Origin of the sequence: Flavobacterium frigoritolerans (assembly GCF_025847275.1) — a bacterium.
In the GTDB taxonomy this organism is placed as follows: Bacteria; Bacteroidota; Bacteroidia; order Flavobacteriales; family Flavobacteriaceae; genus Flavobacterium; species Flavobacterium frigoritolerans.
On the sequence record NZ_JAOZEV010000005.1, the window covers coordinates 1 to 23,641 of the forward strand.

The window sequence follows — 23,641 nt, forward strand, 5'->3', positions numbered from 1 at the left end:
ATAATTGCAGCCTAATTCAATGATCACATCCCCTCATTGAATTCATTAAAAAAAACAGTAACTACATAGAAAATAATAGATTAAGCTTTGACAGAAACAGTCTAAAACCAAAAAAACCTCTTCTTACGAAGAGGTTTTTGTACCCGGAGCCGGAGTCGAACCGGCACGGTTTCCCACAGGTGTTTGAGACCAGCGCGTCTACCAATTCCGCCATCCGGGCTTAGCAGACGAAAAAACAATCTTTTTTATAAAATAAAAGTGATCATTTTAACGCAATAGAATAAGTTTTTATCGTTATAATAAACCCTTGTTCCTTTAACACGGTGCAAATTTATAAAATAATTTTACATTTTCTAATAAAAATACTTAAAATTTTCCTTTCAGTGTTCAATAAATTTCATAAATTTGCACCTCGTTAAAACGACGCACACACAACTAACTACAAAACAACAAATTATAATGTCGCACCAAGAACCAGAAGCTAAAATTTTTGCGTGTTCAAAAAGTGTTTACCTTGCTGAAAAAATTGCAGCGCAATACGGAATACCGTTAGGTAAGGTTACAATGTCAACTTATAGTGATGGCGAATTTCAGCCATCGTATGAAGAGTCTATCAGAGGGCTACGTGTATTTATTGTTTGTTCAACTTTTCCAACAGCAGATAATTTGATGGAATTGTTACTTATGATTGATGCTGCAAAACGCGCATCAGCCAGACATATTACAGCTGTAGTACCTTATTTTGGTTGGGCTAGACAAGATAGAAAAGACAAACCAAGGGTACCGATTGGAGCTAAATTAGTTGCCAATCTATTAGATGCTGCAGGAGCAACAAGAATTATGACAATGGATTTGCATGCAGATCAAATTCAAGGATTCTTTGAAAAACCAGTAGATCATCTTTTTGCCTCGACAATCTTTCTGCCATATGTAGAAAGTTTAGGTTTAGAAAATTTAACAATCGCTTCTCCAGATATGGGAGGTTCAAAAAGAGCTTATGCGTATTCTAAATTTTTAGAATCAGATGTAGTGATTTGTTACAAACAAAGAAAAGTTGCCAATGTTATCGACACCATGGAATTAATTGGTGAAGTGAAAGGCAGAAACGTAATATTGGTAGACGATATGATCGATACCGGTGGTACATTAGCAAAAGCAGCCGATTTAATGATCGAAAAAGGAGCATTAAGTGTTAGAGCTATTTGTACACATGCTATTCTATCTGGCGATGCCTATGAGAAAATAGAGAATTCTAAATTAAGTGAATTGATCGTAACCGATTCAATCCCATTAAAAAAGGAATCAAAGAAAATTAGAGTGTTGAGTTGTGCACCTCTTTTTGCTGAAGTTATGCACATGGTGCACCACAACAATTCCATTAGTGGAAAATTTATAATGTAAGAGCATTATGCTTTAAGTCATAGGCTATAAGCCTTCTTACTTAGCGCAGAAAAAGCCTAGAGCGTATTGCTTAAAGCTTAAAAAACAAGAATATTTATTAATAACTATATTTTTTTTACAATGAAATCGATTACAATTAAAGGATCAGAAAGAGAAAGCGTGGGCAAAGTGTCAACTAAAGCCTTACGTAATGCTGGAGCGGTTCCTTGCGTGTTATACGGAGGAAATCAGGCAGTACACTTCTCAGCAGACGCTGCAGCGTTCAAAAACTTGGTTTACACTCCAAACGCACACACAGTTGTGATTGAGCTTGGAAAAGGAAAATCATTTAATGCAATTTTACAAGACATTCAAGTACACCCTGTATCTGACAAAATTTTACACATTGACTTCTTTCAATTATTTGATGACAAAGAAATCACTATGGAAGTTCCAGTAAAAATTACTGGAGTATCTAAAGGTGTTCTTGGTGGAGGAGTTTTACGTTTAAACACTCGTAAACTTAAAGTAAAAGCATTACCGAAAAATCTTCCTGATTTTGTTGAGGCTGACATCACTCCACTTGAAATGGGTAACAAATTATACGTTACTAAAGTTGGTGCTCCAGAATACAAAATTATGCACCCAGAAAACACTGTTGTTGCTCAAGTAAGAATCTCTCGTGCTGCTATGAAAGCTGCTCAAGAAGCTGCAAAAGCTGCAAAAGCTACTCCTGCAAAAGGAAAGAAAAAATAATTTTTTTCAAACAATTACAAAAAACATCAGTTGCAAAACTGGTGTTTTTTTTTGCTCATTTTTTATAAGGTTCAAAGTTACAAAGGTTCTGAGGTTCTGAGGTTCTGAGTAAAAATCTTGCGATTTTTTTTATATAGAGCATATCTTCTATATTTTCATTTTTCAAAACTCAATCAAATAATTCTCCTTTTTCTCTTATTATCGGGTTACTTATAGAGATTCTTCCTTTGTCGGGAAAACAAAATTATACTTATACCTGTTTTCCATAAAATCCAATAATCTAAAAAGCCCGATCCACATAATTATCAAATTATCTCATTCTCTAATTGGCATATTTTCTAATTTCCAATTGCCCGATTATCTAATTAAGTGTACTTTTGTATTTATGATAAAATGGATAACAAAACTGTTTTCATCAATAAAAACAGAGGAGAAATCAGAAGAGAAAACAGATTATATGAAGAAATTTTTAATCGTAGGATTAGGTAATATTGGAGCTGAATACGTTAACACTCGACATAATATTGGTTTTAAAATACTTGACTTTTTAGCTAGAAAAGAAAACATATCTTTTGAAACTGTAAAACTTGGCTCTCTTGCCGAATACAAATTTAAAGGAAGAACTTTTTTGCTTTTAAAACCAAACACCTATATGAACCTGAGCGGAAAGGCAGTAAAATACTGGATGGACAAAGAAAACATTCCGTTAGAGAACATCCTCGTAATTACTGATGACCTTAATCTCTCATTCGGAACCATTCGTATTAAACCTAAAGGAAGTGACGGAGGTCATAACGGACTTAAAAACATCAATTTAGTCCTAAACACTCAACAATATACCCGTTTTAGATTCGGAATCAGTGATGAGTTTAAAAAAGGCCAACAAGTTGATTATGTGTTAGGCGAATGGGATGAAACAGAAAAAGCAAAACTACCTGAACGTTTAGAAATAGCTTCTGAAATCATCAAATCTTTCGGAACTGCTGGTCTCGAAAATACAATGACCACTTATAATGGAAAGTAAGAAATCCTGAAAACATAAGTACTGGAAAATCAAATTATCAATTAATTTAATTTGATTATAGTCAAATAGTATTTTCTATTCCAAAGTTAAATGTATAAATTTGGATTAAATTTAATTATAAATCGTAAAACAATAATATTATGGCTTTCGAATTACCACAATTACCTTATGCATATGATGCATTAGAACCACATATTGATGCTCGTACAATGGAAATCCACCACACAAAACATCATAATGCATATACAACAAATCTAAATGCAGCAATTGCTGGTACAGATTTAGAAGGAAAAACAATAGAGAATATCCTAATCAATTTAGATAAAAAAAACGCTGCAGTTCGTAACAACGGTGGTGGATATTACAACCATAACTTATTCTGGACTGTAATGTCACCAAACGGAGGCGGATTACCTACAGGGGATTTATTAGCAGCTATTGAAGCTTCTTTTGGAACTTTTGAAGAATTCAAAGCTAAGTTTGCTAAAGCTGGTGCAACACAATTTGGTTCTGGATGGGCTTGGTTATGTGTACTTAAAGGAGGAAAATTAGATGTTTGCGGAACACCAAACCAAGACAATCCTTTAATGCCAGAAGTTGGTTGCGAAGGAACTCCAATCTTAGGAATGGATGTTTGGGAACATGCTTACTACTTAAACTACCAAAACAGAAGACCTGATTATATTGAAGCTTTTTTCAATGTAATTAACTGGACTGAAGTTTCAAGAAGATATGCTTTAGACAAATAGTCGAAAATAGATTATAGAATAAAGAGAAAAGACGAGTGCCAAAAGGTACTCGTCTTTTTTTATCTATGCATTTCGTCCTTATTCTATAATCTATTTCTTTTTTCTAAAAAAATAAAAATAAAAAAGGTGAAATTTCTTTCACCTTTTTTGCCCCAAATCTACCATAAACTTAACCTACTAATGTTATGGTTCTTCAAATGTATGTTGACATTGTAGCTATACCAAATATTTCTGTTGAACTACAAAAAAAAACGTTTATTAGTCTTATTTTATATCTAAGAGCCTTTTTTAAGTTATTCTCTTGACTTTATTCCAATAAAAAAGGTGGAATTACTTCCACCCTTTTTGCCCCAAATCTACCATAAACTTAACCTACTAATGTTATGGTTCTTCAAAAGTATGTTAGCAGTGCATTTCTTCCAAACAATTAAGATAAACGGTAAAAAAAACCGATGAAATGCACGTTTTAACCTTTTATTATGTTTTTTTAATACGCTCTTGCGTCTTTTCCTTCATAAAAATTCATAAAAGCACGATTCACTACTCTATTCCCTCCCGGCGTAGGGTAATCTCCTGTAAAGTACCAATCTCCAAGGTTTTTAGGACATGCAATATGCAAATCTTCTACTGTTTGGAATATGATTTTTACTTCGGCATTTATCTCTGGTGAACTTAACATTTCTGCAATTTTATCTGAGACTTCTTGTGGTTCAAATGGAGCATAAATTGCAGTAACATAATTTACAACATCACTGTCTAAAAAATTCTCCTGTGCTTTACACTTCGCGTAAACCTCATCTACTATATGATATAAATTACGTTCTTTTAGCAATTCTAGAGCTGCTCTAAAAGCTACCAATCCTTCTAATTTTGCCATATCGATTCCATAACAATCTGGGAAACGAATTTGTGGTGCCGATGATACAATTACAATTCGCTTTGGATTTAAACGATCCATCATTTTTATGATGCTCATTTTAAGTGTTGTCCCACGAACAATACTATCATCAATTATCACCAAGTTATCCGTTGGTTTTATAACACCATAAGTTACATCGTATACGTGAGCAACTAAATCATCACGACTACTATCCTCTGTAATAAAGGTTCTTAATTTAGCATCTTTAATAGCCACTTTCTCTGTACGTATTTTTACAGCAAGTAATTCTTGCAACGTATCTGCAGTTAGCGTATTTCTATTGGCAATTATATAATTGTTTTTTCTTTGATTCAAGAAATCTTGCGCCGCTTCGACCAAACCATAAAAAGAGGTTTCAGCCGTATTCGGAATATAAGAGAAAACTGTATTATCTGTATCACTATCAATTGCATTTAAAACTGCAGGCAAAATTAATCTACCTAAGTTTTTACGTTCTTGATATATTTCGGCATCACTACCTCTAGAAAAGTAGATTCTTTCAAACGAACATGCTTTTTTAACCGTTGGAGTTAAAATTTCTTCCATCGAAACTTTACCATCTTTCTTAATGATTAATGCATTTCCTGGTTCAATTTCCTGAACGCTCTCAAAAGGCACATTAAAAACAGTTTGTATAACTGGTCTTTCTGATGCTACAACTACTACTTCCTCATCTTGATAAAAATAAGCAGGACGAATTCCAGCTGGATCTCTAAAAACAAAAGCGTCACCATGACCTAACAAACCAGCCATTGCGTATCCTCCATCTAAATTTTTAGCAGAACGCATTAATATTTTTCCGATATCCAATCGATCTGCAATTACAGGAGAAGCTTCTCTTTTAGAATATCCTTCTTGTTTACAATCTTGATATAAAGACATTACTTCTTTATCAAGAAAGTGACCGATTTTTTCCATCACTGTAACCGTATCCGCCATTTCTTTAGGATGTTGTCCCAGCTCTACTAAATTTTCGAAAAGTTCTTTAACATTAGTCATGTTAAAATTACCTGCCAAAATAAGATTACGATGCATCCAGTTACTCTGACGTAAAAATGGATGTACGCTCTCGATACTATTTTTACCAAAGGTTCCGTAACGAACGTGTCCTAAAAATAACTCTCCTATATATGGAATGTTTTCTTTTTGTTTTGCAACATCATTTGCGTATTCAGGATGTAAAGTCATCTCTTCATTAATACGCTCATTTATTTGCTTAAAAACATCTTGTATTGGTTGTGCATGATTAGAACGAACTCTACTTATGTATCGTTGTCCTGGCTCAACATCTAATTTGATGCTTGCAAAACCAGCTCCATCTTGTCCACGGTTATGTTGCTTCTCCATCATAAGGTACATTTTTTGCACCCCATAAAAAGCCGTTCCGTACTTTTCTTTGTAATATTCAAGCGGTTTAAGAAGTCTAACCAAAGCTATACCACATTCGTGTTTTAAAGCGTCGCTCATTGTATTTGTGTTTGTGTGTTGTTGTTGTTGTTGTAGTTTGTACTATTCTTTGTAATAACAAAATCAAAAAAGCCCCGTGAACGAGGCTTTAATTCTTTATAGTTCTATGTCAAACTGAGTTAGCGATTTAAATTGTTTTAATCTCGCAACTACTTCATTTTTATCTAATGCTACCATTCTTTCTGTTCCAAATTTCTCTACACAGAAAGAAGCTAAATTTGATCCATAAATCACAGCATTCTTCATATTCTCATATGAGATATTTTCACTCTGTGTAATAAATCCTGCAAATCCTCCTGCAAATGTGTCTCCTGCTCCTGTTGGATCGAAAACATCTTCTAAAGGTAATGCTGGTGCAAAAAACACCTCTTTATCATGAAACAACAACGCTCCGTGCTCACCTTTCTTGATTACCACATATTTTGGTCCAAGAGTATGAATCTTTGCAGCGGCTTTAACTAATGAGTATTCACCAGAAAGCTGTCTTGCTTCTTCATCATTGATTGTAATTACATCAACACGTCTTATAACGTCTAATAATTCAGGTAAAGCACAATCCATCCAAAAGTTCATCGTATCCAAAACTACTAATTTTGGTTTTGATTCCATTTGATCTAAAACACTGCTTTGTACAAGAGGATGTAAATTACCTAACATCACAACATCAGCATCTTTGAAATTTTGAGGAACTTTAGGCTGAAAATCTGCCAATACATTAAGCTCAGTTGCTAATGTATCTCTTGAATTCAGATCGTTATGGTAAAGTCCACTCCAAAAGAAAGTTTTCCCACCTTTTACGATTTCAAGTCCAGAAATATCAATATTTCTTGACGTTAATAAATCTAAATGTTCTTGAGGAAAATCATCTCCAACTACAGAAACAATAGCCGATTGTAGGTTGAAAAACGATGCCGACAAACCAATATATGTCGCTGCACCACCTAATATTTTATCTGTTTTCCCAAAAGGAGTTTCAATCGCATCGAAAGCAACTGTTCCGACAATCAGTAATTTATTCATTTTATGAATTTCGAATTAAGGTGCAAAGATACTTTATAAGTTTCAGAGTTGCAACGGTTCTTTGTACCAAAATTTTCTTAAAAAACAAAACCGAATAAAACAATCAAAAACATTAAAAATCAAAGACTTATAATCAAAAAATAATTATTTATTTCTTACAATAGTAAGAATAAATCAATCGGTAATTCTTAAAAAAAATGGTTTTAGAATCTATATTTTTTATCATAATAATTCTTCAATATCGGTATCTGAATCAGAACCATTAAAGCAACAATTAAAACTGCATAAGAAGTGTTTTTTGAAAACTGAAACACTGGAATCAAATTATCTATTTTAGAATAATACAAAGTACTTACATTTAATTCATGATCTGTTGCTTTATTTCCTGTAAAAATTATATATCCGACAAAAGCAATTAGGCATCCGAAAATTACAATCCAAACTGATTTTGAAATTAATGGCTTATATACAATCGTTTTATTTTTCTCTGCAATTAAAATCTGGGACATGATTTTTGAAGTAAAATCAGCAGATGGCTTCTGCAAGGTACTTCCAGCCATTACTTTGTCAACTAGATTTTCGTAATATTTATCACTCTCTTCCATACGTAGTTATCATTTGTCATTTAACAGAATATGCTATTGGTATTCTTCATTTTATTTTTGAAACCTTACCAATGTCATAATAATCTAATATTTCTGGCTCTAATTGTTCTTTTAAAATAACTGCCAATTTTTTTCTGCTTCGGAATAATTTAATTTTGACATTATTAGCACTAATATCCATAATCTCACCTATTTCATTTAAATTCTGATCTTCAAAATAGAAAAGCGTTAACAAGAAACTTTCTTCGCTTGGTAATAAATTCAAACAATTCTGAATATCCTGTTTCCGTTCCTGATCTTCCAAAATACTCAAGGCATTATCAGTTGTTTTAAGTAAATGTCCATTGAGTTCATCAACAATAATGCTATGTTCTTCTTTTTTATTCTTCTTCAAATAATCCAAACATGTATTGTATGCAATTTTATAGATCCAGGTAGAGAACTTAGAATCTCCTTTAAACTTATTTAAAGAATTAAAAATCTTAATGAAGGTATCCTGAGAAACTTCTTCGGCTACCTCTCTATTTTTCACCATCTTTATGGCCAAAGTAAAAATCATATCTTTATAACGATCAACCAATACTGCAAACCTATTGGTTTCTCCTAAAAGAATCTGATTGATATAATACTGATCATTTACTTTATCCATATTGCATATGACGACGACAATCTTATTAAGGTTACAACTAAGTTAAAAAAATTATTTTAGCAAAATCTGTAACCTCTATCAAACCTCTTTCGTCATATGCAATATCAATCAATTAAATTATAAAATTATGGGTCCACAAATTTTAATACCAATTAGTCTTTTCTTTATGATCTTTGGAATTGCCTATCTTATTTTGTCTACAAGAAACAGAGAACGTTTAGCTCTTATTGAAAAAGGCATAGATGCCAGTATTTTTATGAATGGCAAAAACAACAATACTCCTATATGGAAAATACTTGTTTTAAATTTGGCTTTCTTGCTAATAGGTAGTGGAATAGGAATTTTTATAGCCTTACTCATTACAACATACACCTCTCTTCAGGATGGTGTTGTATATCCTGCTACTATTTTTACAATGTCCGGAATTGGTTTGCTTATTGGATTTAATAAATCAAAAGATTTAAATAACAATTAGTCCTAAATTAATTTCAATGAAATAACGTGCCTTGGAAATCCTTTTTTCGGCACGTTATTTTTTTATGCTTCTTTGGAACCTACATTTTCATAATAAGCATCTATTGAAAGTTGCTTTTGCATCGAAGCCATAACAGCCAATTCATCACAGCGTTCGTTTTGAGGATGATTATTATGCCCTTTTATCCACTTAAAATCTACTTGGTGTTTTCTATAAATAACTAAAAAACGTTTCCATAAATCAGGATTTTTTCTACCTACAAATTTTTTCTTCTCCCAACCAAAAACCCATTTTTTTAAAACAGAATCGACCACATATTTCGAATCCGAAATAACAAGAACTTTCATATTTGGCTTTTTAAGCTTTTCAAGACCGACTATTACAGCCAATAGTTCCATTCTATTATTTGTTGTTAGACGAAATCCTTCATAATATTCCTTTTTATGTGGCGTTCCAACCAATTCCATAACGACTCCATATCCCCCATTGCCAGGATTACCCTTAGCTGCACCATCTGTATATATATGTACTTCGTGTTGATTCATTTTAGACTTCTTAGATTTTTAGACTTCTTAGACTTGCTTCGCTTTTTAGACTACTTAAGATTAGTTAGATTTTAATTTTTTGGACTGTTAGACTTCTTGAACTATAAAGTCGACTTTCTTTCTAAATACTTAGAAAGAAAAAAATTCTGTTTCTATTTACTTTTTCAAGCGAAACAAAAAACAATTTTATCTTTTTTTATTCTTTTTTCAAACCTAGAATAAAAACAACAATCTAACTAATCTTAAGTAGTCTAAATATCTAAGGCTTCTACCAGCCTATGAATAACTTCCGGAAAGTGTTTTTGTTCTAGTTCATGTATTTTAGCCGCTACATCTTCTGCTGTATCTGTATCTGTTAGAATTACTTTTTCCTGAAAGATAATTGCTCCCTCATCATAATTCTCATTTACATAATGAATGCTTATTCCTGTCTCTTTTTCCTTATTTTCCACTATCGCCCTGTGAATGTGCATCCCATACATTCCCTTACCTCCATAATTAGGCAATAGAGCTGGATGTATATTAATTATTTTATCAGGATATGCCTCGATAATGTGTTTTGGGAATTGAAGCAGGAAACCAGCCAGAATAATCAAATCGGGGTCAATTAATTTTACTTTTTGTAGTACATTGCCTTCAATTAATTCTGTTTTAGTGAAAATTTCGACCTCAACATGATAGTTTTTGGCTCTTTCAATTACTTTCGCATTTGCGTTATTAGTAAACACAGAAACCACATTTGCGATTTGTGTTTCAGCAAAATATTTTATTATGTTTTCAGCGTTACTTCCTGATCCTGAAGCAAAAACGATTATTTTTTTCATACTAGAATTAATTTATTTTTTGCAAAAAACGGAATAAAAAACCAAAATAAATAACATTCCAATCCCTTTGTTGAAATAAATTTTATAAATTAGTGTTACATTTATTAACTAAATCGTGGTTTTAAAATAAAGTTTTTTATTTTTGCCAACAAATTAAATTCTAAAATTAAAGATTATGTCAGACATTGCATCAAGAGTAAAAGCGATTATCGTAGACAAATTAGGTGTTGACGAAAACGAAGTTGTAACAGAAGCAAGCTTCACTAATGATTTAGGAGCTGACTCATTAGACACTGTTGAGCTTATTATGGAGTTCGAAAAAGAATTTGATATTCAAATTCCAGACGATCAAGCAGAAAACATTGCTACTGTTGGTCAAGCTATTTCTTACATCGAAGAAGCTAAAAAATAATAAATTTCCACCCGATTTTTTTATAAATTATAAAAAGTCGGGTGTTATTATTTTTTATAAAAATTTAAATTTTGGGTTGATTTTCAATCAAAAAAATATATTTATATTGTAATACCCATGGCTCTTTTGTAATATAATACAATCAAGGAAGCATGGGTTTTATTTGTTTAAAGCTAATAAAACACATTATTTATGGTATTAAGGCGAGTTGTTGTAACAGGATTAGGCGCACTTACTCCTATTGGAAATAACATTCAGGAGTATTGGAACGCGCTTATTAATGGAGTTAGCGGTGCTGCCCCAATAACGTATTACGATACAGAAAAACATAAAACGAAATTTGCCTGTGAAGTAAAAAACTTCAACATCGAAGATTTTATGGATCGTAAAGAATCACGTAGACTTGATAAATTTGCACAATATGCTGTTGCTGCAAGTGATGAAGCTATAAAAGATGCTGGACTTACAGATGACAATATCGACAAACAAAGAGTTGGTGTTATCTGGGGAGCTGGAATTGGTGGTTTAGAAACTTTTCAAGAAGAGGTAATGTACTATGCTAAAGGAGACGGAACACCAAAATTCAATCCGTTTTTTATTCCTAAAATGATTGCTGATATTGCCCCGGCACACATTTCTATGAGAAATGGCTATATGGGACCAAATTATACAACTGTTTCTGCTTGTGCTTCTTCTGCCAATGCACTTATTGATGCTTTCAACTACATTCGTTTAGGAATGTGCGATGTTATCATCTCTGGTGGATCTGAAGCTGCTATCACAATTGCAGGAATGGGAGGTTTTAACTCTATGCACGCTTTATCAACTAGAAACGAAAGCCCTGAGACTGCTTCAAGACCTTTTGATGCTACACGTGATGGTTTTGTTTTAGGTGAAGGAGCTGGAGCATTGGTACTTGAAGATTACGAACACGCAAAAGCACGTGGAGCAAAAATTTATTGCGAAATTGGCGGAGGCGGAATGTCATCTGATGCATACCACTTAACTGCACCACATCCAGAAGGACTTGGAGTTATTGCTGTAATGAACAATACATTACGTGATGCTCGTATGAAACCTGAAGATGTTGATCATATTAATACGCACGGTACATCTACTCCACTTGGTGATGTTGCCGAATTAAAAGCGATTAGTGCTGTTTTTGGCGATCATGCTAAAAACATCAATATCAACTCTACTAAATCCATGACTGGACACTTACTTGGTGCTGCTGGAGCTATCGAAGCAATTGCTTCTATCCTAGCAATGAAGCACGGTATTATACCTCCAACAATCAACCATACGGTTGTTGATGAGAGAATAGATCCTTCATTAAATTTAACACTAAACAAACCTCAACATAGAGAAGTTAATGTTGCTATGAGCAATACTTTCGGTTTTGGAGGTCACAATGCTTGTGTTTTATTTAAAAAATTAGTTGACTAATTTTCGTATGAGTATTTTCAAAAAAATATTTTCAAAATCCCGTTCTCAAGAAGACGGGATTTTTTTTGATTCTATTCAAAAAATACTTGGATTTCCGCCTATTTCCATACAATTTTATAAGAAAGCATTTACACATCGCTCTTCTAATAGACTGGATGAAAACGGACATCCTATTAACTACGAACGTCTAGAATTTCTGGGAGACGCAATGTTAAGTGCTGTAATTGCTGCGCATTTATTCAACAAAGCTCCTGCTGGAGATGAAGGTTACTTAACCAAAATGCGTTCGAAAATCGTAAGTAGAGAGCATTTAAACGACCTTGGAAAGGATTTAAATCTTGTTCAGTTTATCGAAAGTAAAGTACCTCTGCAACATTTTGGAGAAAACATTCATGGTAACATCTTCGAGTCGCTCATAGGAGCTATTTATTTAGACAGAGGCTATTCTTATTGTGAAAAATTCATTCAGAATAGTGTAATTAGTCCATATGTAGACATTACCCGACTTGAGGGAAAAGTAATAAGCTACAAAAGCCTAGTTATCGAATGGTGCCAAAAAGAGAAAAAAATATTCCATTACGATATTTTTGAAGATAATGGCATTGGTGGTGAACGTTTATTTGGCGTAAAATTAAGTATTGATGATAAAGTAGTCGCAAGAGCGCGAGCAACTTCCAAAAAGAAAGCTGAAGAGAAGGCATCTCAACGTGCCTATTTTGCTTTTCAAGAAAAAATGGACAAGAAATAAACTCGATTTTCTTAAAACTATATCGTTTTCGTTTATAAATTAACAAAAACATACCAATCTTAACTATTGAACCAGCAATAGAAATAGTATATTTACAACTTATTTTTTCAGGAAATGGCTATTCATAAATTAGAATTAGGCGAATTTGATGAAATTGATTATAATTTGATTGCCATACATACTTCAATGGAAGACTATAGATTGGCTTATTTTATCAATCAAAACTTCCCGGTTCTTTTGAGTAAGAGTAAAAATGAAATTCAAATTAATGTGAAAGAAGGTGAGACTCATTTTTCACGATTTGATTATTATGACGAAGAAAAAGAACTTTACTGGGATTTAATTCAGAATAAAAACGAAGTCATTCAAAATACACCAAATGACAATCAGGATTTATTTTCAGATACTTCGATGGAAGTAGCCACCAAAGTATATTTACTACCTGAGTTTAAAAAGGTTGATTATTTTTTAAAAATTGAAAAGAGTGAGGAAGCTTTCGATATATTAAAAATACAACAAATATTAAATACCATTGATACCATCTCAACGGTTTATATAGTTGATACGAATAAAATAAAATCAAAAAACAATTTAATTTTTTAATAGAAATGCTTACAAACAAAAAAACCAAAATTGTAGCCACACTTGGCCCTGCATGTGGTACTAGAGAGATCATAAAAGACATGATCGAAGCAGGTGTGAATGTATTTAGAGTTAATTTTTCGCATGCAGATTACGAAGGTGTAAAGGAGAAAATCAATATCATTAGAGGACTTAACGAAGAGTTTGGTTATACCACAGCTATACTTGGAGATTTACAAGGCCCTAAACTTCGTGTAGGAGTAATGGAAGAAGGTGTTGTAGTAAATGATGGTGATATAATCACTTTTACTACTGCTGAAGACATTATCGGTACTGCTAAAAAAGTTTTCATGAAGTACCAAAACTTTCCAAATGATGTAAATCCTGGAGAGCGCATTTTACTTGATGATGGAAAACTTATCTTTGAAATCCTTACTACTGATAAAAAAACTGAAGTTACTGCTGTAGTAATTCAAGGTGGTGAACTAAAATCTAAAAAAGGAGTTAACCTTCCTAATACTAAAATATCTTTACCTGCATTAACTGAGAAAGATATCGCTGATGCAATTTTTGCTATTGAACAAAAAGTAGATTGGATTGCTCTTTCATTTGTAAAAACACCACGTGACTTACAAGACTTACAAGAGTTAATCGCAAAACACTCTGATGTTAAAATTCCAATCGTTGCTAAAATCGAAATGCCTGAAGCATTAGAGAATATGGATAAAATCGTTGCTTATTGCGACGCTTTAATGGTTGCTCGTGGAGATTTAGGAGTTGAACTTCCTGCTCACGAAGTACCTTTAGTTCAAAAAGAATTAATCCGTAGAGCAAAAACAGCTCGTATTCCAGTAATTGTGGCAACACAAATGATGGAAACAATGATCACTAGCTTGACACCTACTCGTGCTGAAGTAAATGACGTTGCTAACTCTGTTATGGATGGTGCTGATGCTGTAATGCTTTCTGGCGAAACTGCTGCAGGAAATTACCCTGTTCAGGTTATCCAAAAAATGACACAAATTATCGAAGCTGTTGAAGACTCTCCGCTAATTCATGTTCCACAAAACACTCCACAAATAAAAACAAATCGTTTTATTACTAAAACAATTTGTCAGCAAGCAGCTATTATGGCAAATGCTATAAAAGCTAAAGCAATTTGTACACTTACAAACAGTGGATATACTGCTTTCCAAATTTCGGCTTGGAGACCATCTGCTCATATTTTAGTATTTACTTCTAACAGAAGAATCTTAACTCAGTTAAGTCTTTTATGGGGAGTTAAATCTTATTACTATGACAAAGATGTAAGTACCGATGATACTGTAACTGATGTAAATCAAATCGTAAAAGATAAGGGATATGTTGCAAAAGGTGATTACCTAATCAACTTGGCTGCAATGCCTATTAAAGATAAAGGAATGGTAAACACCATGAGAGTTTCTGAAATAGAGTAAACCGATCTCCTTTCAAAATATTAAATCCGTCTTGTATTATACTTGACGGATTTTTATTTTATATCAAATTCATTTTACTACGTTTCTCAAAAAGATGTACTAATACTTAATTAACAAATATTCTCTTTGTTAATTAAAATTATCCTTTTTAATTCTTATCTTCTATATTAATTAAATCATTAATAATTCCTGATAATTTTTTCGCTCCTATTTCATTCAAATGATCAGCATCATAAAAGTCTTTACTCACAAATGACTTATCATTAAGTAGATTATAATAAATCGTGTTTTTGCTTTTATTTGTTAACTGAGTCATCGTATAAATCGTGTTATTTATTTGTTTTGGCTCAAGATTATCTATATATGTTTTATAAGCAGGAGATGTAATAAAAATTACTTTAACGTTTCTAGATTCAGCAAACTGAACAAGTTTATTTAATGTTTCAATATTCTCTTTATAATATAAATTGTTTTCTATGTTTATAGTGTGTCTTTCAGCTGCAGTAACTCCAGTTTCCTCTAAATTCTTACTTTCGATCGATTTATAACTTGTGCCCCAACCCAATTTATTACAAGTTACACCATTTATTCCCTTGATATAATACTTCTTAATTCTAGATATATGCTCCTTTAATTTCCCATTGATAATTTCAAAATTATAATACATGTTAGTATTTAAATCTATATCATAATAAATTTTGTACTCTTTTTTTCGCCATTTTTCTACTCCAGAATCAAGCGTAGAATACAAAGAAAAATAATCAACCGGTACTATAATATATTTAAGATTACTCCATTTTTTATTATATTTTGATAGAATAGCTAAATCATAATCTAATGGCTGCGAAACATGTGCTGCATTAAAACTTTTCTTTTTGATATATTGTGGATCAATACCATAATAAGTATGTGAACTACCTAAAAAAAGAACTTCCACTTTATCTGAATTATACTCTAAATATTCATTTTTATATGAATAATCATTAGGTATTGTTCTTGATAAAAGCTCCATAAATATTGTCAATAAAATAATTGGAGCTAGAAAAATAATAACAAGTTTGATAAATTTTCTCATAATTAAAACTGGAAATAAATAAATTGTTGCTCCGAACCAGCAAAATAGAATATGGTAAATACAATTGCATAATAAAATCCCCATCTAATTGCTTTGGGTAATCTTAGTCCAAATTTAGCTATTGCAAATTGCTCTTCTCTACCAATCCATTCAATAATTAAGAATGCTATAAGTAACAATATCAAACTTGGAGTTAAACCAATACTGGAAAAATAAGGAATCGAAAATAATGATTTAGAAAATATTTTAGTAATAATAGTCATAGCATGTTCTATGCTCTCAGATCTAAAGAAAATCCAAGCAAAGACAGTTAAGCTGAAAGTTATCATCATTGAAATAAGCTCCTTACTAGTAGGGAAATATTTACCCTGAGCCACAATATCAAGGTTATTTCTATTAGTATTAAAAATTATCGAAGGCATAATATACAGGGCATTTAAAAAACCCCAAATAATGAAAGTCCAGTTCGCGCCATGCCAAAAACCACTTACAATAAATATTATAAAAGTGTTCCTAACTTTCATCCACATACCGCCTTTACTTCCTCCTAATGGAATATATAAGTAGTCTCTAAACCAAGTTGATAGTGACATATGCCATCGTCTCCAAAACTCTGCAATATCTCTTGAAAAATATGGAAATGCAAAATTTCTTAATAAATCAATACCAAAAAGCCTTGCAGTTCCTAAAGCAATATCTGAATACCCAGAAAAATCACCATAAATCTGAAATGTAAAAAGTATAGCTCCCACTAGTAATGTGCTACCCGAATAATTTGCAGAATCGTTAAAAACTGTATTCGCATAAATAGCACATAAATCAGCAATAACTACTTTTTTAAATAACCCCCATAAAATTTGTCTTAAACCATCAACAGCTTGCTCATAATTGAATACCCTTTTTTTCTTAATTTGAGGCAGTAAGTGAGAAGCCCTCTCAATTGGCCCTGCAACAAGCAGCGGAAAAAAACTAACAAAAACTGAATAATCAATAAAATTCTTCTCTGCTTTAATTCGTCCTTTATAAACATCAATTACATACGACAAACCATGAAAAGTATAAAATGAAATACCAACAGGTAAAATAACCTTTAATGTCCAAGGATTAACTTGCAATCCTAAATTCGAAACCGCTTCTGCAAATGATTCTGCAAAAAAATTATAATATTTAAAAACTCCTAGAAACCCTAGATTAATACAAATACTCAGCCAAAACCAAACTTTTTTAGCTTTCTTACTCTCTGTATCATCCATTTTTAGACCTGTATAATAGTCCAATAATGTAGAAAACATCAAAAGAAATAAAAATCTCCAGTCCCAACAAGCATAAAAAAAGTAACTTGAAGATAATAGTAAAATATTCTGAAATTTAAGCGACTTATTTGTTACAAACCAATAGAAAATGAATACTATAGGTAAAAATATTGCAAAATTGATTGAGTTAAAAAACATTTTTTAATTATATGTGGATTTAAGATATGAATTATACCATTTATTCCTTTCTACAAATATGATCGTATTTATCTTAAATGTAAATTAAAATAGATTTTTTTATGGGTATTTTTTTTGCAAAAATAACTTTTTTTATGGATTAAAATCCCTCTCTTTTTATCCTCAAAATATTATTCAAACAACCACTAACTACCTACTATCCTAAGTAAACATAAAAACCATTTCACATATACAACATCAGTACAATTAAAATGAACGGACATCCCGTATATCGCTTAAATAACTTCGCAACTTGGGTTATGCAAAACTGGGAAATTGCATGAATTGGCTATAAAACATAATTGGTTTGCTTTTTTATGTAGCTCTAATGCAAGTTGAATTTTATCTGGATTAGCAATTGTAACTTTTGGATTCAATCGAACTTCCGTAAAGCGCCCACTTCCATCAAACTCAACTTCTAGAATAGCCTCAGCGTTATCTGAATAAGCAAGCACTTCGATCCCATTTTGACTGCAAACATAGAAATACGACATCATATGACAGGAAACAAGACTGCTCAATAGCATATCTTCTGGATTATATAACTTTGGATCGCCTTTAAAAGCTTTTGCGGCAGAGACGCTTAATTTAGGTTTGCCCTCAATTATGATCTCATGATTTTTAGGATTAAGTTTCGTCTCATCTTCATTAGATTTCCATTTGACCTCTGCTTTAAATAAATGTTTAAATCCCATAATTATTTTAAATTTAAAAAACTACAATAACAAAACTTCTGATTACAATGAATTACGCATAATCAAAGAGGATTTGTTTTCGATGTTCTGTTTTTTTCCTGACAAAACCATCTTTGCCATAATTTTTCCCATTTCTTCAAAATTTGTTGAAATAGTTGTTATCCCGTTTTCTACTACTTTTTTTAATGGCGTTTCATTGTAAGAGATAATTCCAAAATCAACTCCCAGTTTTAAATCTTGGCGTTTAGATTTTTCGATAACCCGAACCAAATCCCTATCATTAGGAATTATATATACCTCTCCTACTTTAACCTCTCTTTCTCTAAACTCAGTGATGACTTCATTATCAAATGAAAAATCATTACAAAAATTCAAAAACCCAACTTTCATTCCCAAAGGTTCTCTAAATCCTGGAAAAATCATAATAAGCTTCTTATATTTATCTAGTTTAGTTTTTCCTTTTACTAACGCATCGTAAATATCTTTTGGGAAATTCTGGCAAACTGATGGATATGCTTTTAAAGCTTCACTAGTCTGATCCAAAATATAAACTTCATTTACTGGTAGGGTATTTATACAAGAGGCTGCATCTGCCAAATCGGTTGGCATTATTATATATTTAGTATATGCTCCGTTATTGTCATTTATTAGTTTCTTAAAAACCTTAGTATTGAAATAATAAAAAAAGATATCAACCTGCACTTCTTCCCCTATATTTCTCAAAAAGGAAATATAAATATCTTCTTTAAAATTATTCAATTCATCAAAAAGTAAAAAAACCCGCTCTTTAATCGTGATTTCAACACTTTTAATATAATATCCCTTTCCTGGTATGGCATAAATAATACCTCTCTTTTTTAATTCATCATAAGCCTGCAAGACAGTATCTCTTGACAAAGAAAAGGCTAAACACACTTTATTAACTGATGGTAGTCTATCGCCTTTCTTTAAGTTTTTCTTATTAATACTGCTCTCAACAGAAGCTATAATCTGCTTGTATTTAGGAATACCTAGATTATTTTGGATAGAAATTATATTCATAAAAGGTTTGGTTTTTATGCAATATACAAAAAACTGGTAGGTGCTGGTATGAATCGTGTCAATATATACATATTTTTGAATTTCATTTTTCACAAAAAAATAATGAAAATAAAACACAAATCACATTTTACTAACATAAACACAAAAGAATTATTTGGTGTGTTGCCCGACAATAATGCTATTCATTCTTATAAATTAACTAACAAAAATGGTATGCAAGCCACAATTATCGACTATGGCGCAACCGTTACTTCATTAATGATTCCTCTTGAAAATGGAGAACTTATAGATGTAGTTTTAGGCTTTGACAATTTAGATAAATATTTAAAATCGTATTCTTTATCGGGTGCTCCCTATTTTGGGGCTATTATAGGTCGTTATGCTGGCAGAATAAACAATGGGGCTTTTACTCTTAATGATAAAACATATCTTTTGAACAAAAACAATAACAATCATTCTATTCATGGTGGAATTGTTGGTTTTTCCCAAAAAAGATGGGAAGTCAAAACAATTACCGAAGGTGAAAACCCATCAATAACAATGACTCTTTTAAGTCCTGCTAATGAAGAAAATTATCCTGGAGATTTATCTGTAAGTCTAACTTATACATTATCTGAAGACAATGAGTTCCAACTAGAATACAATGCAACTACGACAGCTGATACCATTATAAATTTAACAAATCATAGTTATTTTAATCTTAACGGACATGGCTCTAGCGTTGCAGACCAAGAAATGATTGTAAACTCTGATAAAATATTAGAAACAACTCACGAAAATATCCCAACAGGAAATATATTAAATCTTCTTAATCATCCTTTCGATTTTAGAACTCCTGCAAACTGCCCTCCTATTATTGATAATTCATTTGTAATAGAGACCAAAAATGATATTGCCGCTGCACTTTATAGTCCAACAAACGGATTACGAATGACTGTTTATACCGATCAACCAAGTGTTCATGTATTTGTAGGTGGTAATTGCTCAACCGAAATAAAAGGAAAAGAAAACGTCACTTATCACTCTTTAAGCGGTATTTGTTTTGAAGCTCAGAACTATCCTGATGCTCCAAATCACAGTAACTTTCCTAATTCAATATTAAAAAAAGAAGATAAATACCATCATAAAACAATTTACAAATTTCAATCTATTTAAAAAAACCAATAACTATAACCACGAAATACCTTATATAAATTTCCTCCTTAAACACTATTAACCATGAACCAAAACCTTGCCTTCGCAGATTATGCGGTTTTTATAATCTACTTTATTGTAGTATCAACTTACGGTTACACCATATATCGAAAACGCAAAAAAGATGAAAAAGATGCCAAAGCTTATTTTCTTGCCGAAGGAAACCTGACTTGGTGGGCAATTGGCGCTTCATTAATTGCATCTAATATTTCAGCAGAACAGTTTATCGGAATGAGTGGCGAAGGTTTCTTTCTGGGGATTGCTGTCGCTGCGTACGAATGGGTTGCCGCTATAACTTTAATAATAGTTGCTGTATGGTTTATTCCTGTTTATCTTAAAAATAAGATATACACCATGCCTCAATTTTTAAAAACACGTTATAATGAATCGACTGCTTTGATTATGGCTGTCTTTTGGCTGTTTTTGTATGTTTTTGTAAACCTGACTTCTATTTTATACTTAGGAGCTGTTGCTATTAATGGATTAGCAGGAGGAGAATACCTCCATGTTATTATGGTAGGATTGGCTCTTTTTGCTTTGATAATTTCCTTAGGCGGAATGAAAGTAGTTGCTTATACTGATGTTATTCAGGTAGCCGTACTAATCATAGGTGGATTAGTAACTTCTTATATCGCTTTAACGACTGTTGGACACTATTTTGGTGTGGGGCAAAATGCAATTGCAGGTTTTAAAGTTTTGATGCAAGAAGCGCCAGAACATTTTAAAATGATAATACCGAAACCAACCGCAACTTCTTCTCAACTAGAAATAGATAAATATTTAACTTTTCCTGGTTTATTATCCTACGTTGCTGGTATTTGGATCATAAACCTTAACTATTGGGGTTGCAATCAATACATTACTCAAAGAGCACTTGGCGCCGACTTACAAACTGCTCGTACTGGTATTTTATTTGCAGGTTTCTTAAAATTATTAATGCCTGTGATTGTTATGCTACCTGGTATTGCAGCTTATGTTTTATATCAAAATGGTCATTTACCTCAACTTGTTGGAGGAAAAGATGGCGCCTACTCTGCTGTATTAACTTTTTTACCAACAGGATTAAAAGGGCTTTCAGTCGCTGCCTTGACTGCTGCAATTGTAGCCTCATTGGCAGGTAAAGTAAATAGTATTTCGACTATTTACACTTTAGATATTCATAAAAAATACATCCAAAAAGAAGCTGGTGAAAAACAACAAGTAAACATTGGTCGAATTGCTGTTTTTGCTGCAATGTTATTGGCTGTTTTATTTACTTGGAATGATATTCTAGGAATTGGTGGTGTTGGCGGATTTACATACATCCAAAAATATACTGGCTTTATAAGCCCTGGAGTTTTTGCTATGTTTATTCTTGGTATGTTTTGGAAAAGAACTACTGGAACCGCAGCTATTGTTGGTGTAATTTTAGGATTTGTATTATCGGTTTTATTTAATGAATATGCTCCAATGCTTTTTGGAAATGATACATTATTATACACTGCTTATCCAAACGGTAAAGGAGCATATGAAATTCCGTTCCATATTTGTATGGGATTGTCTTTCTTCTTTACTACACTGGCCATGGTTCTTGTAAGTTTTGCAGGTCCAAAAGTAAATCCAAAAGCTTTTGAATTAGATACCTCAATGTTTAAATTAAAACCACAAACAACAGTATTGATTGTAATTACTTTATTAATAATAGCCTCTTTATATGTTAAGTTCTGGTAAGAATTAGAGTAGTACTAAATAGATCAAAGATCAAATAAGATGCAAATAGAAAACCCTAGTAAAAACTAGGGTTTCTTTTATTTCTTGCTTTCCATATTTAAAAGGTAAGCCATGTTTTTAATTACATTATCATGTTTTTTTACAAATGGATTTTCTTCATCCCAAACATATCCCGCAAGTACAGCACAGATTTTACGTTTTACATCTGGATTCTCTGGTTGATGAAAAAATAAAGTTTGTAAATTCCCTGTATACCATTCTTTTACGTAAGTCGTAAAAACATTAATTCCACGCTTCATATAAGCGGTAAATTCTGTTTCCCAATCTACAACAATACCTTGTTGAGACTGCTTCAAATACAGTTTTGCAGCAAGCATACCCGATTCTGTTGCAAAAGCAACTCCCGATGAAAATACTGGATCCAAGAATTCAGTACTATTTCCAGTTAATGCAAATCCATCTCCATACATTTTCTTTACTGAGCGTGAATAATTTTCTAACTTTATAGGTTCGAATAAAAATTCAGTTCCGCCAAATCTTTTAATATAATAATCCGAAAGTTGAATTGCATTTTTTAAAGCTTCACCATTATTCTTGTTTTCAGAAAGTGAATTGATAAAATCTGTAGGGCCTACAACTCCCAAACTTGTGTTTCCATTAGAGAAAGGAATCACCCATAGCCAAACTTCGGTTTCAAGAACATCAAATGAAATTAATGTTCCTTCTTCGCCTTCTGGTCTGTTACTATCTTTTACGTGTGTAAAAATAGAAGAATGCGGATCTAATGCTGACGGTTTATCCAAATCTAAAAGTCTTGGCAAAACTCTACCGTACCCACTTGAATCTATAATAAACTTGGCATGAATCTCTTTTAAATTTCCATCCCTATCCTTTACAATTGTTTTTGAATTACTTCCTTCAAAAGAAACTTCAATTACCTCTGACTCAAATTCTAAATCAATTCCTTTTCGTATTAATTCCTGAGCCATTGTATTGTCAAAATCAGCCCTGGGTACTTGCCAGGTCCAATCCCAACCTTCAGAAAATTTATTAGAAAAATCAAAAACACAAATTTCATTTCCTCTAATAAATCGTGCGCCTAGCTTCTTTTCGAAATTCATAGCATTTAAACTATCAAATAACTCAGCTTCGGCAAAGTGGTCCATAACTCTTGGTATCAAACTCTCACCAACAACAATTCTAGGGAATTTTGTCTTTTCAACAACCTTTATTTTGCAATTATTCTTATGCAAATAAGCAGCCGATACACATCCAGATGGCCCCGCACCTATTACTAACACATCAACAAACTCCTTTAACATATACGAATTGCTATTAATTATTAACTTACATTTGCCATCATCAAAATAACTACATT

General features: G+C 32.2%; 23 protein-coding genes and 1 tRNA gene. 12 read left to right on the forward strand and 12 right to left on the reverse strand.

Annotated features, from left to right (window positions below; all coding sequences use genetic code 11):
• Positions 1-140: 140 nt before the first annotated feature.
• Positions 141-220, reverse strand: a tRNA-Leu gene (locus tag OIU80_RS07975).
• 239 nt (positions 221-459) lie between these two features.
• Here OIU80_RS07975 and OIU80_RS07980 point away from each other — a divergent pair.
• The 4 genes from OIU80_RS07980 (at position 460) to OIU80_RS07995 (ending at position 3,909) form a co-directional block, all read left to right on the forward strand.
• The gene (locus OIU80_RS07980; RefSeq protein ID WP_129540445.1) at positions 460-1,401 is read left to right on the forward strand and encodes a ribose-phosphate pyrophosphokinase; all 942 of its coding nucleotides are present in this window, start codon (positions 460-462) and stop codon (positions 1,399-1,401) included.
• 120 nt (positions 1,402-1,521) lie between these two features.
• Positions 1,522-2,136: a 50S ribosomal protein L25/general stress protein Ctc gene (locus OIU80_RS07985; RefSeq protein WP_264286506.1), complete on the forward strand. Its 615-nt coding sequence runs from the start codon at positions 1,522-1,524 to the stop codon at positions 2,134-2,136.
• Between the two features lie 385 nt (positions 2,137-2,521).
• Complete coding sequence (gene pth / locus OIU80_RS07990; protein WP_264286507.1) at positions 2,522-3,160, forward strand: aminoacyl-tRNA hydrolase; 639 nt, start codon at positions 2,522-2,524, stop codon at positions 3,158-3,160.
• A 140-nt stretch (positions 3,161-3,300) separates the two neighbouring features.
• On the forward strand, positions 3,301-3,909 hold the full coding sequence (locus OIU80_RS07995) for a superoxide dismutase (protein WP_264286508.1): 609 nt from the start codon (positions 3,301-3,303) through the stop codon (positions 3,907-3,909).
• A gap of 487 nt (positions 3,910-4,396) precedes the next feature.
• On the opposite strand, the gene OIU80_RS08000 is transcribed toward OIU80_RS07995, so the two are convergent.
• The 4 genes from OIU80_RS08000 to OIU80_RS08015 form a co-directional block, all read right to left on the reverse strand.
• Complete coding sequence (locus tag OIU80_RS08000; protein ID WP_264286509.1) at positions 4,397-6,295, reverse strand: amidophosphoribosyltransferase; 1,899 nt, start codon at positions 6,293-6,295, stop codon at positions 4,397-4,399.
• Between the two features lie 96 nt (positions 6,296-6,391).
• Positions 6,392-7,315, reverse strand: a complete 924-nt coding sequence (locus tag OIU80_RS08005; RefSeq protein ID WP_264286510.1) for a PfkB family carbohydrate kinase — start codon at positions 7,313-7,315, stop codon at positions 6,392-6,394.
• 203 nt (positions 7,316-7,518) lie between these two features.
• On the reverse strand, positions 7,519-7,920 hold the full coding sequence (locus tag OIU80_RS08010) for a hypothetical protein (RefSeq protein ID WP_264286511.1): 402 nt from the start codon (positions 7,918-7,920) through the stop codon (positions 7,519-7,521).
• Positions 7,921-7,966: 46 nt separating this feature from the next.
• On the reverse strand, positions 7,967-8,569 hold the full coding sequence (locus OIU80_RS08015) for an RNA polymerase sigma factor (protein WP_264286512.1): 603 nt from the start codon (positions 8,567-8,569) through the stop codon (positions 7,967-7,969).
• Between the two features lie 127 nt (positions 8,570-8,696).
• Here OIU80_RS08015 and OIU80_RS08020 point away from each other — a divergent pair, with 127 nt between their 5' ends.
• Positions 8,697-9,044, forward strand: a complete 348-nt coding sequence (locus OIU80_RS08020; RefSeq protein ID WP_264286513.1) for a DUF6249 domain-containing protein — start codon at positions 8,697-8,699, stop codon at positions 9,042-9,044.
• A 62-nt stretch (positions 9,045-9,106) separates the two neighbouring features.
• On the opposite strand, the gene rnhA is transcribed toward OIU80_RS08020, so the two are convergent.
• Together rnhA and purN are read right to left on the reverse strand one after the other, a co-directional pair.
• The gene (gene rnhA, locus OIU80_RS08025; protein WP_264286514.1) at positions 9,107-9,589 is read right to left on the reverse strand and encodes a ribonuclease HI; all 483 of its coding nucleotides are present in this window, start codon (positions 9,587-9,589) and stop codon (positions 9,107-9,109) included.
• 251 nt (positions 9,590-9,840) lie between these two features.
• On the reverse strand, positions 9,841-10,413 hold the full coding sequence (gene purN / locus OIU80_RS08030; RefSeq protein ID WP_264286515.1) for a phosphoribosylglycinamide formyltransferase: 573 nt from the start codon (positions 10,411-10,413) through the stop codon (positions 9,841-9,843).
• Positions 10,414-10,588: 175 nt separating this feature from the next.
• Between purN and OIU80_RS08035 the strand changes: the two genes are divergently transcribed.
• From OIU80_RS08035 to pyk, 5 genes are all read left to right on the forward strand, one after another.
• Positions 10,589-10,825 (forward strand): acyl carrier protein, encoded by a 237-nt coding sequence (locus tag OIU80_RS08035; protein WP_007137004.1) that lies wholly within the window; start codon positions 10,589-10,591, stop codon positions 10,823-10,825.
• A 192-nt stretch (positions 10,826-11,017) separates the two neighbouring features.
• A complete protein-coding gene (fabF, locus tag OIU80_RS08040; RefSeq protein ID WP_264286516.1) occupies positions 11,018-12,271 on the forward strand; it encodes a beta-ketoacyl-ACP synthase II in 1,254 nt (417 codons plus the stop codon).
• Between the two features lie 7 nt (positions 12,272-12,278).
• On the forward strand, positions 12,279-13,019 hold the full coding sequence (gene rnc, locus OIU80_RS08045) for a ribonuclease III (protein ID WP_264286517.1): 741 nt from the start codon (positions 12,279-12,281) through the stop codon (positions 13,017-13,019).
• Between the two features lie 114 nt (positions 13,020-13,133).
• A complete protein-coding gene (locus tag OIU80_RS08050) occupies positions 13,134-13,622 on the forward strand; it encodes an IPExxxVDY family protein (RefSeq protein ID WP_264286518.1) in 489 nt (162 codons plus the stop codon).
• A 5-nt stretch (positions 13,623-13,627) separates the two neighbouring features.
• Positions 13,628-15,058: a pyruvate kinase gene (pyk, locus tag OIU80_RS08055; protein WP_264286519.1), complete on the forward strand. Its 1,431-nt coding sequence runs from the start codon at positions 13,628-13,630 to the stop codon at positions 15,056-15,058.
• Positions 15,059-15,206: 148 nt separating this feature from the next.
• Here the strand turns inward: pyk and OIU80_RS08060 are convergent, their stop codons facing one another.
• From OIU80_RS08060 to OIU80_RS08075, 4 genes are all read right to left on the reverse strand, one after another.
• Positions 15,207-16,133, reverse strand: coding sequence for a hypothetical protein (locus tag OIU80_RS08060; RefSeq protein ID WP_264286520.1), 927 nt, complete (start codon positions 16,131-16,133; stop codon positions 15,207-15,209).
• A 2-nt stretch (positions 16,134-16,135) separates the two neighbouring features.
• Positions 16,136-17,584: an MBOAT family O-acyltransferase gene (locus tag OIU80_RS08065; protein WP_264286521.1), complete on the reverse strand. Its 1,449-nt coding sequence runs from the start codon at positions 17,582-17,584 to the stop codon at positions 16,136-16,138.
• A 275-nt stretch (positions 17,585-17,859) separates the two neighbouring features.
• Entirely contained in the window at positions 17,860-18,318 is a 459-nt protein-coding gene (locus OIU80_RS08070) for an OsmC family protein (RefSeq protein ID WP_264286522.1), read from the reverse strand.
• Positions 18,319-18,360: 42 nt separating this feature from the next.
• Entirely contained in the window at positions 18,361-19,359 is a 999-nt protein-coding gene (locus tag OIU80_RS08075; protein ID WP_264286523.1) for a GntR family transcriptional regulator, read from the reverse strand.
• A 102-nt stretch (positions 19,360-19,461) separates the two neighbouring features.
• On the opposite strand from OIU80_RS08075, the gene OIU80_RS08080 reads away from it, so the two are divergent.
• Together OIU80_RS08080 and OIU80_RS08085 are read left to right on the forward strand one after the other, a co-directional pair.
• The gene (locus tag OIU80_RS08080) at positions 19,462-20,514 is read left to right on the forward strand and encodes an aldose epimerase family protein (protein WP_264286524.1); all 1,053 of its coding nucleotides are present in this window, start codon (positions 19,462-19,464) and stop codon (positions 20,512-20,514) included.
• Between the two features lie 63 nt (positions 20,515-20,577).
• Complete coding sequence (locus OIU80_RS08085; RefSeq protein WP_264286525.1) at positions 20,578-22,263, forward strand: sodium/sugar symporter; 1,686 nt, start codon at positions 20,578-20,580, stop codon at positions 22,261-22,263.
• A 77-nt stretch (positions 22,264-22,340) separates the two neighbouring features.
• Here the strand turns inward: OIU80_RS08085 and OIU80_RS08090 are convergent, their stop codons facing one another.
• Entirely contained in the window at positions 22,341-23,585 is a 1,245-nt protein-coding gene (locus OIU80_RS08090) for an NAD(P)/FAD-dependent oxidoreductase (protein WP_264286526.1), read from the reverse strand.
• Positions 23,586-23,641 lie beyond the last annotated feature (56 nt).